Here is a 16,888-nt window from a genome sequence, read left to right as displayed (position 1 = left end):
GAGATGGTCACACGAGGTGGCAGCCGGCTCCCGCATGAACCCTGGAGGCATGCTTCATTTTGACACCGTTTTTACAAAGCGCTTGGTAGGGTGATCAAGAAAGAAAGGACCTTCGTGATGGACTTCATTTTCATTGCCGTAGTGGCCGGCTTCTTTGTCCTCTCTGTCTGGCTGATTGTGGGTCTTGAGCGATTGTAAGGAGTGTCGCGATGAACGTCATGTACGTGCTCGGTGGCATTCTGTCCGTTGGATTGGTGGGCTATCTGATGGTCGCGTTGCTCAAGCCGGAGTGGTTCTGATGACGATCAATGGACTCGTTCAAATCGGACTCTATTTTGTCGTGCTGCTGGCGCTGGTCAAGCCGCTGGGGTGGTACATGGCGCGCGTCTACGAAGGCCAACCCTGCGGCTTGGATCGAGTTCTCGGCCCCGTTGAACGGCTTCTGTACCGGCTCTGCGGGATTCATCCGGCCGATGAGATGAATTGGAAGGTCTATGGCATCGTCTTGCTGCTCTTCAATGCGGCCGGTCTCCTGTTTCTCTACGGATCGCAGCGGCTGCAGCACCTGCTGCCCCTCAATCCGGCCGGCCTGGGTATGGTTGCACCGGACCTGGCGTTCAACACGGCCGCCAGCTTCGCGACCAATACCAATTGGCAGGCCTACGGAGGCGAAACCACGCTGAGCTATTTGACGCAGATGCTGGGCCTCACCGTCCAAAATTTTGTGTCGGCTGCCACCGGCATGGCGATTCTGGTCGCGTTAATCAGGGGACTGGCTCGTCGCAGCGCCACGACCATTGGGAATTTCTGGCAAGACCTCGTCCGCAGCACATTGTACGTCCTCATGCCCCTGGCCCTGCTCTTCTCGCTGCTCTTGGTGTCTCAGGGCGTTGTCCAGACCTTCAATCCATACCAAACCGCGACGCTGATGCAGCCGGCCGAGCACGCCAAGCCCATCCTGGACGCGAACGGCCGGCCTGTACTGGATGAACAGGGTCAGCCGACGACCGAGTCTGCGACGGCCACGGAACAGGTCCTGGCGGTCGGCCCGGCCGCCTCTCAGATTGCGATCAAACAACTCGGCACCAACGGCGGCGGATTCTTCAACGTGAATTCCGCCCATCCATTTGAGAACGCCACGCCGATCTCCAATTTCCTCGAGGTCTTGGCCATTCTCCTGATCCCCGCCGCCCTCTGCTACACGTTCGGGATCATGGTCGGGGATACGCGTCAGGGCTGGGGAGTTCTCGCGGCGATGACTATTCTCCTGATCGCCTTCGTTCCCTTGGGACTGTGGGCCGAGCAAAGTGGGAATCCAGGGTTCACGGCGATGCATATTGATCAGCGCCCCGGAGAAGACCAGGCCGGGGGAAACATGGAGGGTAAGGAAGCTCGATTCGGCATTGCGAACTCCGTTCTGTGGTCTGCTGCGACGACCGCCGCTTCAAATGGATCAGTGAATGCCATGCATGATTCCTTTACCCCGCTGGGCGGGCTCGTGCCGCTGTTCCTCATGCAGTTCGGCGAAGTGGTGTTCGGCGGGGCCGGTTCGGGTCTCTACGGCATGATCGTGTTCGCGATCATTGCCGTCTTTGTCGCGGGCCTGATGGTCGGAAGGACTCCCGAGTATCTCGGCAAGAAGATCGAGCCGTACGAGATGAAAATGGCGGCCCTTGTGATTCTGATTATGCCGATGACCGTGTTGGGATTCACAGCCCTCGCCGTGGTCACTGCGTCCGGCACGTCGTCGGTACTCAATCCGGGCGCCCATGGGTTCAGCGAAATGCTGTACGCCTACACCTCGCAAGGCAACAACAATGGAAGCGCGTTCGCCGGTCTGAACGTGAACACGCCGTTCTACAACCTCACCGGCGGCATCGCGATGCTGATCTCACGATTTTGGCTGGCGATTCCGACGCTGGCGCTCGCGGGATCGCTGGCCGGAAAGAAGATCGTCCCCGCCGGACCCGGGACGCTCGCGACGCACACTCCGCTCTTTGTCGTTCTCCTGATCGGGGTCGTGATCATGGTCGGGGCCCTCACGTTCCTGCCCGCATTGGCCCTCGGTCCGATTGTCGAACACCTGTTGATGAGAGGCGCTTCATAGCGCTTCGGGAGCTGTGTCCATGACGAGTCTCGCCAAAGACCACCCCGCTCGATCCTTGTTTGAACCGGCGATCATCCGGCAGGCCGTATTCGATGCCTGCCGCAAGCTAGACGCCCGCCATCAGGTCAAGAATCCGGTCATGTTTGTCGTGTGGGTGGGCAGCCTTGTCACCTCCCTTCTGTTCGTCCAGGCCCTGGTCGGCACCGGAGAAGCGCCGACCGGCTTCATTGCGTCCGTTGCCCTGTGGCTCTGGTTCACGGTGCTGTTTGCCAATTTTGCCGAAGCGATGGCCGAAGGGCGCGGCAAAGCACAAGCCGATTCGCTCCGACGCGCCCGCCAGGAGCTCACCGCCAAAAAACTCGGCGCGGTCGAGCCCGGCAGCGAGCGCCAGGCCGTGTGGAACCGTCAATTCCAACGCCGAGACACGTTCAGCGTGGTCTCCGCGAATCAGCTCAGGAAAGGAGACGTGATCCTCGTCGAGGCCGACGATTACATCCCGGCCGACGGCGAGGTGGTCGAGGGGGTGGCCTCCGTGAATGAAAGCGCGATCACGGGCGAAAGCGCCCCGGTCATTCGAGAGAGCGGCGGCGATCGCAGCGCGGTCACCGGAGGCACGAAGGTGTTGTCGGACTGGCTGATCATTCGCGTGACGGCGAGCCCGGGCGAAAGTTTTCTGGACCGGATGATCGCGATGGTGGAGGGAGCAACACGGCAGAAGACGCCGAACGAGATCGCGCTCAATATCCTGCTGGCCGCGCTCACCATCATTTTCCTGCTGGCGTCGGTCACGTTGCTGCCCTTTTCCCTTTATAGCGTCCAAGCCATGGGACAGGGGGCACCGGTCACCGTCACCGTGCTGGTGGCCCTGCTCGTCTGCCTGATTCCGACGACGATCGGCGCCCTCTTGTCCGCTATCGGCATCGCCGGGATGGATCGGATGGTGCAAGCGAACGTCATCGCGATGTCGGGAAAGGCCGTCGAAGCGGCCGGAGATGTGGACGTGCTCCTGCTGGACAAGACCGGCACCATTACGCTGGGCAACCGCCAGGCGACCGCCTTCGTCCCGGCTGAAGGGATCAGCGACCGGACACTGGCCGATGCGGCACAACTCTCCTCGTTGGCGGACGAGACGCCGGAGGGCCGCAGCATCGTCGTTCTCGCGAAGGAGAAGTATGGACTCCGCGCCCGGGACATTCACGAACTGGGAGCCACCTTCATTCCATTTACCGCGCAGACACGTATGAGCGGGGTCGATTTGAACGGCCGAGAAATCAGAAAAGGATCTGTCGATGCGATCGAAGCCTATGTAACGGCACGGGAAGGACACTTCTCGCAGTTCGTGCGCGCGCAGGTGGAGGCGATTGCCAAGCAAGGGGGCACACCCCTGGTCGTGGTGGAAAGCGGAAAAGTCCTCGGAATCATCGCTCTGCAGGACATCGTAAAGGGAGGGATTCGCGAGCGGTTCATTGAGCTCCGCCGGATGGGCATCAAGACCGTGATGATCACCGGCGATAATCCTCAGACTGCGGCGGCGGTGGCCGCAGCGGCCGGTGTCGACGATTTTCTCGCCCAGGCCACGCCTGAAGCCAAGCTCAAACTCATTCGCGACATGCAGGCAGGCGGCCGGCTCGTCGCCATGACGGGAGACGGCACCAACGATGCCCCGGCGCTGGCGCAAGCCGATGTCGCCGTGGCGATGAACACCGGCACGCAGGCTGCCAAAGAAGCCGGCAATCTCGTCGATCTGGATTCCAACCCGACCAAGCTCATCGAGATTGTGGAAATCGGGAAGCAGTTACTCATGACCCGCGGCGCCTTGACCACGTTCAGCATCGCCAATGACGTTGCGAAGTACTTTGCCATCATACCTGCAGCCTTTGCCACGACCTATCCGGCTTTGAGCGCGCTGAACGTGATGGGGCTGGCGACTCCGCAGAGCGCCGTGCTCTCTGCCGTCATCTTCAATGCGCTGGTCATCGTGGGGCTGATTCCACTGGCCTTGAGAGGGATCGCCTATCGCCCCATCGGCGCCGGCCCGTTGCTGCGGCGTCATCTGCTCATCTATGGATTGGGCGGGGTGGCGGTCCCGTTTGCCGGCATCAAGTTGATCGATATGATCCTGGTCATGCTCCATTTGATCTGAGGACACCATGAAAGAGCATGTACTGGCCGCGGTGACGATGCTCGCCGTCCTGACGATTCTCACCGGTCTGATTTATCCGCTGGCGGTCACGGGACTGGCCCAACTGTTGTTTCCCGAGCAGGCGAACGGGAGCTTGATCGTTCGAGATGGTCGCGTGGTCGGGTCGAGGCTGATCGGGCAGTTTTTCGACAAGCCGGAATATTTCTGGGGCCGTCCTTCGGCCACTGCGCCGTTTCCCTATAATGCCGCCGCCTCCGGCGGATCGAACCTCGGGCCTACCAACCCTGCATTGATCGACGCCGTCAAAGCCAGAGTGGCGGCCTTACGGGCCGCAGATCCAGGCAATGAGTCGCCTATCCCGGTCGATCTGGTAACGGCATCCGGAAGCGGGCTCGATCCCCACATCAGTCCGGCCGCGGCGCTCTATCAAGTGAAGCGTGTGTCCCGAGCGCGAGGCTTGGATGAGGGCACCGTGTCCGCGCTGTTGAACCGGCAGACAGAAAAACGCCAGTTTGGATTGCTGGGAGAACGGCGGGTCAATGTCCTGGAGTTGAATCTGGCGCTGGACGCCTTGCCCCGCTAAACCGGGTATCAGTCGCTGCAGAAACCGCCCTGGGTTCCTCGGTTGGATAGAGGTCACTTCAACCGGTACAAGGCGCAGAAGATCGTCTCCCCGGTGCCGGATCGTTAGGATGACCCACATGCCAAACTGAATCCGTCCGATACCCGCTATCCCTGCTACAATCAGCGCTCTCAGATCGAGATTTCCCATGTCGGCTTCCTCCCTTTCCAGCGGAAACAAGATACCCCTGAACAGATGAAGGTGTGGGAAGGAGCGCCAGACGGGCTGTAAATATGGCGTAAAAATCACGCGGTCGAGACCTATTCCGTAGACGGATTGCTCCAGCCCCTCTAGAATTCAATCGGACGTTTTCCAACAGCCGGGGGAATTCACAGCGCGATGAACCCTCAACGCCCGGATCCCGATGCTTTGCTCAGGCGAGTGCACGCGGAGGAAGCCCGTCAGTCCGAGGGAAAGCTCAAAGTGTTTTTCGGCGCCAATCCCGGCGTGGGAAAAACATATGCCATGCTGGAAGCCGCCCACGAGCAGCGCCGCGACGGTGCAGACGTCATTGTCGGCGTGGTGGAGACGCACGGGCGGGCCGAGACCGAGGCGTTGGTGCAGGGCCTCGAGATCCTGCCACGGCGCACCGTGGAATACCGCACTGCCCGCCTGCAGGAGTTCGATCTCGACGCAGCCCTTGCCCGCCGTCCCTCCCTGATCTTGATGGATGAGTTGGCGCATACGAACGCGCCGGGGCTGCGCCATGCCAAACGGTGGCAGGACGTACAGGAACTGCTCAAATCCGGCATTCACGTGTACACCACCGTGAACGTGCAGCACCTCGAAGGTTTGAATGACGTAGTGGCTCAGATTACCGGAGTACGCGTTCGAGAGACGGTTCCGGATTCGGTGCTCGAACGGGCTGATGACGTGGAGCTTGTGGACCTGCCGCCCGACGATCTTCTCCAACGGCTCAAAGACGGGAAAGTCTACGTGCCGGAGCAGATCCAGCACGCGATTCAGCATTTCTTCACCAAAGGCAACTTGATTGCGCTTCGTGAGCTGGCCTTGCGCCGCACCGCCGAGCGGGTAGACCAGCAAATGGAGGTCTATCGTCGCGATCATGCGGTGGTGCGAACCTGGCCTGCGGCCGAGACCATCATGGTCTGCGTCAACATGAAGCCGCGCGGCCCGCGCCTCATCAGGGCCGCGCGGCAGATGGCGGCGGATCTGCATGCCAAATGGATTGCCGTGTACGTTCAAATTCCCCGACACCTCCAATTGCCGCAGGAGGAACGGGACCGGCTGGTGCACACCCTGCGATTGGCGGAACAGTTGGGAGCTGAAACCGTGACCGTGACTGGTGAGAACGTGGCGCAGGAACTGTTGAATTACGCCCGAAGCCGGAATGCCACGAAAATCATTGTCGGGAAACCGGTGCGATCCCCCTGGAAGGAATGGATGTTCGGGTCGGTCGTGTCCGAACTCGTTCATCAAAGCGGAGACATCGACATCTATGTCATTACGGGAGAGGCTGGCGAAGGCAAGCCGCTCGTCCGACACAGCCTCAGGCGAACCAGCCGGATGTCAGGCTATGCCTATGCGTCGGTCGGCGTGGTAACCACGACGGCTGTGGCCTGGCTGATGTTTCCGTATTTTGCGCAGGCGAACCTGATCATGATGTATCTCATTGCGATCATCGTCATTGCGATTCGCTGCGGGCGCGGGCCGTCGGTGCTGGCCTCGGTCTTGAGCGTGGCGTCCTTCGATTTTTTCTTCGTCCCCCCCTACTTCACCTTCGCGGTGTCCGACGCCCAGTATCTCCTTACGTTCGGCGTGATGCTCGTGGTGGCGCTGGTCATCAGTAATCTGGCCGTGCGCATCCGCCAGCAGGCCGACCTTGCCCGCTATCGGGAGCGACGGACCGGCGTGCTGTACACGATGAGCCGCGATCTTGCCACCCATCGGGGAACCGGCATGTTGTGCCAGCTTTCAGCGAAGCATCTGCGAGAGGTATTTGACGCTCAAGTGGCGATCTTTCTGGCGGACGCCGACAAACGCGTGCAGTTGCAGCGGGGGGAACAACTGTATTTTGAATTCGATCCCAAGGAGTCGGGTGTCGCTCAATGGGTGTTTGAGCATACCGAGGCGGCCGGATTGGGAACGGATACGCTCCCGGGAGCCAGCGCACTCTACATACCATTGGTTGGATCCTCCGGAGCGATCGGGGTGGTGGCTGTCCGGCCGACCGACCCAAGCCGTCTGTTAGACCCCGATCAATGGCATCTGCTCGAATCGCTGGTGAACCAAGTCGCCTTGGCAATCGAACGAACCCGGCTGTCGGAGGAAGCTCAGCGCGCTCATGTGCGCGCGGAAACGGAACGGATGCGGAACGCCATTCTCAGTTCGGTGTCTCATGATCTTAGAACTCCGCTGGCGACTATCTCAGGGGCTGCCAGCACGCTGATGGACGAACAGCGGACCGTCGACTCAACGGTTCGCGCCGAACTGTCCCGATCGATTTATCGCGAAGCAGACCGCCTGGACCGGCTTCTCAAGAACCTGGTCGAGATGATGCGCATTGAAGCCGGAGCCGGTCACCTGCATAGAGATTGGCATCCTCTGGATGAGATCGTCGGGTCCGCGTTGGCGACGTTGGAAAGACGGATGTCGAACCATCCGGTCCATGCCGTCCTGCCCGCCGATCTGCCTCTTGTGTTCGTCGACGGCGTCTTGCTTGAACAGGTCGTCATCAATCTGGTCGAAAACGCCCTCAAATATGGTGCGCCGGGAAGCCCGATTGACCTGTCGGCAACGGTCAAGACCGGAGAGATGATCGTTGAGATCGCCGATCACGGACCGGGGATTCCGGCAGGCGAAGAAGCCCGTATCTTCGACAAATTCTATCGGGGAACGTCCGCGCGGGAAGGAGGAGTCGGTCTCGGGCTGACCATTTGCCGTGGCATCATCGATGCTCACGGAGGCCGGATCTCGGCCGACAACCGCCCGGGAGGCGGTGCAGTTTTCCGATTCACTCTTCCGATCTCACAAGAGCAGCCGCCGGTCAGAGCCGAGCAGGTTGAAGCCGGATCATGATGACCGATCGCCCGTTCTCAGCAGAGGAGAGGCACGTGCCGGCTCAGGAAGTCACGGTGCTCCTCATTGAAGATGAAACGGAGATTCGACGGTTCCTTCGAGCCACGCTCCCCGCTCACGGCTTTCGGCTGTACGAATCCTCCACCGGTCAGGACGGGTTGAACCAAGCACGTTCGAGAAATCCCGATCTTCTCCTGCTCGACTTGGGACTGCCGGATCTGGACGGAACCGAAGTCATTCGCCGGATCCGCGAATGGAGTGCCGTGCCCATTCTCGTCCTATCGGCGCGTGACCAAGAGCGGATGAAAGTCGCCGCCCTGGATTTAGGTGCCGATGATTATGTGACGAAACCGTTTGGAATCGATGAATTGCTTGCGCGCATGCGAACGGCCCTGCGCCATACCGCCCGCATCGCCGACGGCACCGGAGAATCGATATTTGCGCTGGGTGACCTGCGCATCGACCTCGGGCGGCGCCAGGTCTTCGTTTCGGACAAGGAAGTTCATCTGACTCCCCTCGAATATAAATTGCTGACGACGCTGGTCCAGCACGCGGGCAAAGTATTGACGCATCGCCAACTGCTTAAGGCCGTGTGGGGACCTTTGCATGTCGAGGAAGGGCACTACCTCCGCGTATACATGCGCCAACTACGGAACAAGCTCGAATCCAACCCCGCCCACCCGCGTTATCTGCTTACGGAATTAGGGGTCGGGTACCGGCTGCGAACTGATTGAGCTGTCTTTCGTTTACGCTTGAAGAATGCAACACCCGAACACGCTTCTCGCTTGAGTTCCAAATGATGCGGAGGTGTCCGCCTCTGTCACAGCGCGGCGGCACATACGACGGCTCCATATTAGCGGGGCCAAAGAACATTCGTCCTTGATTCCCTCCGGTCGAAAGACTAGCCTGGTTTCGGCCGGACTCACACTAGGAAGGGAGCGCGACCATGGCTTCGATTCTGCTCGCATTCTTGACGCTTGTCATATGGACGCACGAAGTCTTTGCCTGGGGGAATCTCGGCCACGAAGCCATCGCCGACGCCGCGCAGCCGCATCTCTCCCCTGATGCGGCAAAGGCTATCGCACAAATTCTTGGACAAGGGACCTCCCTCGCCCCGCATGCCTTAGCGAACGCTTCGACCTGGCCGGACCAAGTACGCGACCTCCAGCGGCTCGGCGTGACCGCCTCAAAGCTCGCAGCCGCTGAAGTGAAAGAAGCGCTGGATTTCAACAAGGCCTTCCCCGACAACGCGGAGTGGCATTTCGTATACATGCCTTTGGGAAGCGCGCACTATCCTGATGACGCGCAGCTCGATGATCTCCTTTCCACCTTCACGAATCCCAATGACATTGTTCAGATGCTCAATATTTGCGTCAAGATTCTTGAAACCACCGGCGACGTAGTTCCGTGGACAAAAGCCCAGGCACTTCGATGGCTTATTCATCTGGTCGGTGACGTGCATCAGCCGTTACATGTGACGGCCGGATACTATAAGACCGCACATCAACACCTGCCCAATCCGGTTCTGATCGAACACCCGCGCGAGGCCAGTCAACCGGGCGTGCTCGGCGACCGTGGTGGAAACGAATTGCTCTTCAATGGCTCGGAGAACAATAACCTGCATGCGCTGTGGGACAGCTGCCTCGTCAAAGCCTTGGCCGGGATGCGCGCCTGTGGAAAGACTGCAGAACCCGGAGATGTGGGCAAGCTCTCTCAACTCATTGCCCACCGAATGACGTTGCCCGCTTCGGCGGGCTATCATAGTTCCGGTGACTATTACAGCTGGGGCGCGCACTGGGCGACGGATTCAATCAAGACCGCGCACACCTCGAAGGCATATGTGTTTGTCCGCCGTCATGGGGTTCTGCAGGATACCCACCAGTCGGAAGCATCAATCCGCATGACCATCGAAGGTCCCCCCTCGAGAACGGAGTACAGCACGAGCCAGGAACCGGTGGTGGCTGTGCAGTTGACGAAAGCTGCCGTGCGCTTAGCTGATCTGTTGAATCATATTTCCTGGAAGCCATAGACGGAACGGGACAGTAGACAGGTAAAAGAGCGAAGCCCGCACCTGGTGTTCCTCCGGCGTTCAATTTCACCGTTATGCATCGTCCGCATGTAATTTGATTCCCCCCACGCTGCGCCAAGCCGACCGCAACCCCTCCCAGCGGAGCTTGGCGCACGAGAGCAATCCAGGGCTTGAGCCCGTTACTGGTGAGCGGCGCAGAACGTGTCTTCCTCCAACGTCTCGTAGCCCGCTCCATACGAGGGAAAATCCGAAATTTCCCGCCCCCCCGTATTCCAGATATGCAGGCACTTCGCCGCCACGGTCGGAAAGCTGCGCGGGGTGTCATCCACCGACACGATTTGGGCGCGTTGCGTCGTCCCCACGAGCAGCACGCGGTTGCCGGGCTGAAGAAAGGGCCGCTCGATCGTCCCGTTGAACGTGACGGCAAATTCGCCGCTGCGTTTGCCGGTATCCTTGGGCCCGAAGGCGGGGTGCTCGACGATGGGCAATTGCATCAGCACCAGCGTGACGGTGCCGTCCCTCCGATCGGCCTGGAGGATCCGCCCCCCCAACTGCACTTTCTTGTCCACGGTTTGATTAGGCAAGGCGCGCCAGCGGGAAAAATCAAAATTCGGATCGACGCCGGCCAGCACGTCCGGAGCAAACACGGTCGTCGGCGAACACGCGGTCACTCCCAGGCAGCCAATCAGCGCCACCACCGCCACGATGCGCTTCATAAGTGTCCTCCTTACTCCCGAATCGGTTTCCAATGCAATGAGAAATTTCCGAACGGTTCGTTATAGATGCAGGCGTCCTCCCTGCTTACATGAACCGGACTTGAAACTGGACGAAGAAGGCGTTGTTGGCGAAGGGATCGGTGCTCGCATCATAGGCGGGCGTACCGGGGCCGGTGCCGAGCCCCTGGTGATGCCGGAATTCATAATTGAATTGGAGCTTCGACTGAACCTTGGGGGGAAAATTCTCGAAGTAATAGGTGAGCCCCACAATGGTCCGCGTATACAGATCGTTCGACATGCTCGTATTCGGATCAAATTGCTCCCACATGACCGTGGGTTCGAAGTTCTGCAGCGGGCCTTGGCTGATCAGGTACTTCCCGAGCACATAGTAGGTTCTCCGCTGCATGCCCGGGGCTCCGGAGCCGCCGCATTGGGTCGTGACCTGGCAGGCGCCGTTGGCGGCCGTCCCCACCGTGGTCGCGTTCGCCCCATCGTGCCCCTGCCACCATTCTCCCTGCACCATGAACCCTGGAAGGATCTTTGACGTGTAGCGGAAGTCCACCCCGTACCGGTCGAAGGCCCCTTTGCCACGACCGTTGATGAGCGTGCCGGCGTTGTTGGAGGTCCCCTGAATCGTCGTAAAACTCACGAACGAGACATCGCTGCCGAACAGGCGGACCCGCGTGTAAAAGGCCTTGGGTTGGTTGGCTCCGCCCAAGCCGGAGGTGGTGCTGACCAGACTGTTCGCCTGATAATTGTTGTTATTCATGATCCCGGCGACATACTCCAGGCGATTGGCGATCTTTCCTCGAACGTCCACGAAATAATCGCGTTCCTGGATAAATTCGATCGCTCCCCCTGTCCCTCGGGCATTCTGGCCCGGGCCTCCGCCGCCCCCCACCGAGGTCAGGTACGGCGAACTGATGACGTCCCGCAACCCGCCCGATTGCTCGGTAAAGATCCCGAAGGGCATCCGGAAGATCCCGAGCCGAAAGACGTTGAGATTGGGCGCCCACGATTGAATCGGCCGGATGTCGATATAGGTTTCTCGGAAGAAGGTCGCCGACGTCGGCGTCGAGGCGCCCACGGTCGGGGTGTTATTGGTCAAGTTGATACTTTGAAACTCCATCAAAATGTGCCAGCGCGGGATCGTTTCACTGATCTTTCCCCAGAATAACAATTCGGACCGGCGGATGGAAAAGCTATCCTGACTGCGTCCTTCCGGCACCTTGGCGTCGATATGCCCATACAGAAATTGCAGGGCATTGAGTCCGAAATTCACCTTGTCCCGGAGAATCGGCAAGACCTCGGTTTTCCCTTTCCATTCCTCCAATGTATCGATCCGCCGGGATTGATCGGCGCCGCGGGCCTCTTGTTCCGCACGGATCTGTATCCATTCGTCCATCGTGATGCTGCCTTTTTTAAGCAACACATCCTCAACGGATGATCCTCCTGGGGGCAATTCACTTGTCTGGAGGGGACCCTGGGTCGGATAAGCCCCCTCATCGGTCTTCTGTGCGACCAAGACCGGCGAGGTAGTTGGCTGTTGATTCCTACCAGTGGACGCGGCCTCTGCCGTCGAAGCATTGATCGCCGGAACTGCGCAGGGCATCGCAAGCGCCGAATAGAGCAACAATCGAATAAATCTCATCGTATCCCCCTTCTAGGATGAAGACGTATCGTTTCGGTGTTGCTCTTATAACGGCTTCATCACGGCCGAATTGCCGATTTGTTACATGATCGTTAATAAGCATGTGCCGCCTCTCATCTCTGCCGTGCTCCATAACGCGACAGGAGCCGGATGCGCTGAGTGGTTGGCGTAGAGTTGACATCGTCGTCGCAATCGACCCGGGAGAACTCATCCGTATGCTCGGAGAGTGCGTTTTCCGGCAAACAATGATGTTTCTAAAAAGGAGGAGTAGTGGATGCGATTGTTAATGCCTCGCGCTCGAACGAGAGCGAGGCCTGGGGATGCCAGGAGTCAGTACCGCTTTCTGGGGAGAGCAGCTCTATGCGTTCTTTATGATGAGCGGCACTTATGAACTGGGTTGGGGGCAATGAATTTTGTCTGTGGATTACCGGTGAACTCACGACGGAAGAAGACGCCTTTCGGATCTTAGGCCAGGCACAGTATATCGATCAACGTCCCATCGCATTCAGCGACTTACTGTTTTACCGATCTGGGAGCTTTGATGCTGGCTGGGCTTTGTGCGCTCGTGAACATCCCGCGTCTGTGAGGTCTGTTCAGTTTTATCCGACACGAGATGCTGTCGCTCCCGTATGGCCTTGAGTTGTGTTGCATACAGCCGGCATTGTTCGCACAAAAACAAATGAGCCTGGAACTTGGCATTGGCCAGGGGAGCCAGAGTTTTCCCTGACTCCGCGACAAGCCTGGTCACACGCCTACAGGGCAAAGTGAGACGGGTGATAAGGCTCTTCATACCGTGTCGTACCAATCACGATGAAGGGGTTGCGAGCGTTTGATGACCCAACATACATCCGACTCTCTTGAGGCTAAGAATGTAGCAATAGCGTGTTACAGACAGATTGTCCGTTTGTTACGATTCTGAAAAGAGGAGAGGGCAAACTTAAGGCGGTATTATCGTATCCCGGACGACGTAGAGAAACGGCAGCGACTTCTCTGTCACTTTTGACAGTTTGCAACCCACGATATCGGTGGTACGACATGCATCGGTTCGCCGATGTCAGAGAAGGAAGAATGAAAGCTATTCCCATCATTCCAACGAAACCTCCAAGAACGTGACATCGGGTACCTCAGTAGGACCGGTAGGTAACTCAACAGCATGTCCGAGGAGGTCTGCGATGAAGAAGAGAATCCGAACCATGGGTATCATACTAATGGGTTTGGTAGGTGGTGTGTGTCAACAATAGTTATGCGGGAGAAGGAACGCCCCCTTCGTCAGAGGCGGCCAATAATATCGGCGCAGTCTTGGTAAAAGCCTATACGTTTGAGCCGGTACGCCCAAACCCACCCAACCATCTGTGGCTGGACGAAGGCCATGGTCGTGTCCAATTCATGATGTTCGATAAACCCCGTGAGCGACCCCACTGCCAAATTGCTCTTCGTCGGTCAAGGAATCAAAGGTAGTTCTGCGTCGAATCGCAACCCGATGGCGGAAAGTCGGGGTTTAACCATTTTCATCGGACCAATACTCCTGCTACCGGGGATACATCGATGCACGGGGCGAAAGGAGAGGAAGGCTACTGGTTAAAGCACGTAGCCGTCGCCGAGTTCGATGATGAGCACAAGGGCGAACACGCGGGTCATGGAGGGAAAACGCATTACAGACCCGGCCAGGTGGAGAACACACCTCAACCCGAGACTCCTAGATGTCAATAACCATCGGCGTTAGGCGGTCCCGTTCATTGAGAGAGGAGCACACCACATGCGCAATGTCATCAGGCTTTAGTGTCAAATTTCGATTTGGACTCTTATGATGGCTGGACTTGCCGGCGCTCTGCCGGCAGTTCCTCGGCTGAAGATGTCACGGTGTCCGAGGAAACATTCGGGTGCATTCTAGACTGGCCCAAAGTCAGAAATACGCGCTTCAAACATTCCGACCCGGAGAAGCTGAAAGAAGCAATGCGGATTCTTCGAGACAGCGGCCGCCGAATAAATGAGTCCGATGCCGGCGTCTAATAAGCACCTGATGTGATCCCCTAGTCTTCCAGAATTCTTTAAAGAAAAGGATGGCAGAGGTCGAACTGCTTCACGCAGCTGGAGGTCCGTCCATTGTCCTGGCGGAGGCCTTACCCTTTGGAATCAATAAGACTGTGGCGGCTTTTCTCGACCACCTCATCTGCTCAAACCCTCGTCGTGCCTTCCGTGCAGACCTTCTCCAGGAACCTCGAAAAGGCCAGTGGGTTAGCCGAATGTGGTCAATGGTTCGTTCGATCAAATGAATCGGCCGATAGTCACGCATGCTGGGAAGCCTCTCACTCTTGCGATATCTCCCTTGCGCCACTCGAAATCCGGACATGATATTCCCGTTCCAACTCCAGTTGAGCCTCTTGGTCTCCCAACAAGGCCGCCTGAAACAATGTGCGCCGATGCGCGGATTCGCTCTCCCATGTGTCATGTTTTCCCATATCTGCCTCCTCCAGGCTCATACTGTAACGGCAGCGTGTTACAGCCTGGTTCTCCCTCTGTTACAAGAACGTAGCTTCTGAAAAGGAGAGACACCGAAGGCGACTAGTAAACCTCGAGAGGGCATCCGCGGTGGCAGTTTTGGGACTGGAACTTTTTAATCATCCCCACTAGACTTCTTCACCCCAACACACACTCATTCCAATTAAATCGATGCCTCGTGGAAGGAAACAACATCTCTAAGTGCCGGCATTTCTTCACAGCGGGAAGGAAGGGCATGTTATGAACTATGACTACGAGAGACTCATGCGGGCGAAGCGAGACGTAAAGCTTATAAGCGCATGTTCGCTTACGATTGATCAGGCCATTCAGGTGGCGGTGTCGCGGATTGGCGGGAGTGTCTACGATGTGAAGCTGAAAGAAGTGGATCACCGTGTAGTGTGGAGAATCAAACTCTTTGCGGCCGGGCGCCGCGTGAAGGTGTATGTTGACGGGGTCTCCGGCAATGTTCTAGGAGCGAAGGCGGAAATCTTCACAATCGAGCCTTCTAAAGAAGCGGTGTTGGATGCTGGTTTTTCAAGAACAAGTGAGGATTTCGTGTTTGATCCTCTTCAATCGCCGCTCTGATCTGACTTTCAGGTTGCCAGGCCCCACTGTCAGGGCAACGTGCATGAGGCCAACGTTCAACACATCCAGCCGAATATCTTGAAATCAAGTTGAAAGCTATGCGTACCTTGACCTTGGGTGTCATCTGTCTGATAGGAGCCGCCTGTAGCGCGACCCCGATGTTCCCACCTGCAATCACCAGAGATATTGAGGTAGTCAATTTCGACTTTCAAGACTGGAAGGACAAGGCGTATGAGGGACCGTATTCAACCGAAGCGCCTCAAAAGGTTCAATTAGGCGGAATGATTTTGCAAGCGGAGCGACAATCCGGAGGGGTCGTGATCCTGGCAGATCGAGCACCTATTGTCCAACATCCCCGGTATGGGCCTGGCAGGAAGACCGGCAGGGCGTCGGCCATGTTTACTATCTACTTCAACAAGGTTCTTGATGCTGCCTGGATACAGCCGGGCAACTCCTTTATCGTGATTGGAAAAACCGAAGGGGCCAAAAGGCTAACAATCGATGATGTGCCGAGAACTGAACCGTATCTAGAGGCGATCTGCATTCATCTCTGGAAAAACCAGGGACGCAGCCTTGCCAGTTTCCCATTCGAAGCCGGAGGCGGATACTATCCGCTGGAAGAACAGACCTTCTGCAATTAGCCGGACCGGCAAAGGCCGCCTCTTGTGACGAAAACGCCTTGCTCCATCTCGTGGGCGATACCACGACCATAGCATCCCCGCCCGTACGCGCCTGATTAGATCCATTACTCGTGACTTATGACGAAGCGGCTCGGGTTACCATGAAGAAACTAGGTGTGCGATCGGATTTCTTCTGACACACAAGAAGAAGAAGAAGACGTGAAGAGACCATCGAGATCGGTCCGTAACAGGTCGCCGATCTGTTCGAGACGGAGATCCGCCCGCAGATACGCCGCATGTTCAGCGCCCGCACGTAGTGCCCTTGCTGCAAGAAAACACAAGTGTCTGAACTCGAGCAGGATCCTTATCAGAGTCAAGAAGGGGTGTTACCCTCTACAGTTCACAACCGGTCGTTCAGCCGGGTTCCGCTTGAGGATCATGCTTCATAGACCGATGCCCATGCGGGTCTCCTCCACGAACTGCTCGGTGAATCATCAAGTGCCCGGCCCTGCCGACCGCCTTCCTTGTTGATAGAGATGAGCCTGCTGTTCATTTTGTCCTGGTGTCCAGCCGGGAGATGCAAAACCCGTCTTCATCGGAAAGATAGAGCAGGATGCCGGCTTGTTCCCATGGCGCGACCTCTTTGATACGTTGGGCACACGCTTGCCAAAGGCTGTTCATCTCACGCTGTCAGTTGGGCACAATCGAAACTTCGCACAGAGCGTGATAACGGCGATGGGTCTGAATCACGAGGCCTCGACCTTGTGACAAACGAGCGACGATGGATGGCATCGGAGCGTGCACATGATTATCAGGTACCATATCAAGCACCCTGGACACCTCGATTATCATACACAAAGCAAGGTACTCGCCAGAA

13 protein-coding genes are annotated in these 16,888 nt (G+C 57.7%); 9 read left to right on the top strand and 4 right to left on the bottom strand.

Annotated features, from left to right (window positions below):
- The first annotated feature begins 209 nt into the window (after positions 1–209).
- From kdpF to W02_RS17190, 7 genes are all read left to right on the top strand, one after another.
- The gene (kdpF, locus tag W02_RS17220) at positions 210–299 is read left to right on the top strand and encodes a K(+)-transporting ATPase subunit F (RefSeq protein ID WP_173049900.1); all 90 of its coding nucleotides are present in this window, start codon (positions 210–212) and stop codon (positions 297–299) included.
- Positions 299–2,107, top strand: a complete 1,809-nt coding sequence (gene kdpA, locus W02_RS17215; protein ID WP_173049897.1) for a potassium-transporting ATPase subunit KdpA — start codon at positions 299–301, stop codon at positions 2,105–2,107. The genes kdpF and kdpA overlap by 1 nt, the downstream gene beginning before the upstream one ends.
- A gap of 19 nt (positions 2,108–2,126) precedes the next feature.
- Positions 2,127–4,250 (top strand): potassium-transporting ATPase subunit KdpB, encoded by a 2,124-nt coding sequence (gene kdpB, locus W02_RS17210; RefSeq protein ID WP_173049895.1) that lies wholly within the window; start codon positions 2,127–2,129, stop codon positions 4,248–4,250.
- A 7-nt stretch (positions 4,251–4,257) separates the two neighbouring features.
- On the top strand, positions 4,258–4,833 hold the full coding sequence (gene kdpC, locus W02_RS17205) for a potassium-transporting ATPase subunit KdpC (RefSeq protein WP_173049893.1): 576 nt from the start codon (positions 4,258–4,260) through the stop codon (positions 4,831–4,833).
- Positions 4,834–5,211: 378 nt separating this feature from the next.
- A complete protein-coding gene (locus W02_RS17200; RefSeq protein WP_173049891.1) occupies positions 5,212–7,911 on the top strand; it encodes a sensor histidine kinase KdpD in 2,700 nt (899 codons plus the stop codon).
- A 35-nt stretch (positions 7,912–7,946) separates the two neighbouring features.
- Positions 7,947–8,645, top strand: coding sequence for a response regulator (locus W02_RS17195; protein ID WP_232068582.1), 699 nt, complete (start codon positions 7,947–7,949; stop codon positions 8,643–8,645).
- Between the two features lie 212 nt (positions 8,646–8,857).
- Entirely contained in the window at positions 8,858–9,940 is a 1,083-nt protein-coding gene (locus W02_RS17190) for a S1/P1 nuclease (protein WP_173049889.1), read from the top strand.
- Between the two features lie 179 nt (positions 9,941–10,119).
- Here the strand turns inward: W02_RS17190 and W02_RS17185 are convergent, their stop codons facing one another.
- The 4 genes from W02_RS17185 to W02_RS17170 form a co-directional block, all read right to left on the bottom strand.
- On the bottom strand, positions 10,120–10,656 hold the full coding sequence (locus W02_RS17185; RefSeq protein ID WP_173043629.1) for a Slp family lipoprotein: 537 nt from the start codon (positions 10,654–10,656) through the stop codon (positions 10,120–10,122).
- Positions 10,657–10,741: 85 nt separating this feature from the next.
- Positions 10,742–12,307, bottom strand: a complete 1,566-nt coding sequence (locus W02_RS17180; protein ID WP_173049887.1) for a hypothetical protein — start codon at positions 12,305–12,307, stop codon at positions 10,742–10,744.
- A gap of 505 nt (positions 12,308–12,812) precedes the next feature.
- Positions 12,813–13,097, bottom strand: a complete 285-nt coding sequence (locus tag W02_RS17175) for a hypothetical protein (RefSeq protein ID WP_173049885.1) — start codon at positions 13,095–13,097, stop codon at positions 12,813–12,815.
- Between the two features lie 1,516 nt (positions 13,098–14,613).
- Entirely contained in the window at positions 14,614–14,766 is a 153-nt protein-coding gene (locus W02_RS17170) for a hypothetical protein (RefSeq protein ID WP_173049883.1), read from the bottom strand.
- Positions 14,767–15,046: 280 nt separating this feature from the next.
- On the opposite strand from W02_RS17170, the gene W02_RS17165 reads away from it, so the two are divergent.
- Both W02_RS17165 and W02_RS17160 read left to right on the top strand, forming a co-directional pair.
- On the top strand, positions 15,047–15,391 hold the full coding sequence (locus W02_RS17165; protein WP_173049880.1) for a PepSY domain-containing protein: 345 nt from the start codon (positions 15,047–15,049) through the stop codon (positions 15,389–15,391).
- Between the two features lie 98 nt (positions 15,392–15,489).
- Complete coding sequence (locus W02_RS17160; RefSeq protein ID WP_173049878.1) at positions 15,490–16,032, top strand: Slp family lipoprotein; 543 nt, start codon at positions 15,490–15,492, stop codon at positions 16,030–16,032.
- The last annotated feature ends 856 nt before the right edge of the window (positions 16,033–16,888 follow it).

It is taken from the genome of Nitrospira sp. KM1, assembly GCF_011405515.1.
GTDB lineage: Bacteria > Nitrospirota > Nitrospiria > Nitrospirales > Nitrospiraceae > Nitrospira_C.
The sequence above is the reverse complement of the archived record's forward strand: the minus strand, read 5'-3'. Positions and strand labels throughout refer to the sequence as shown.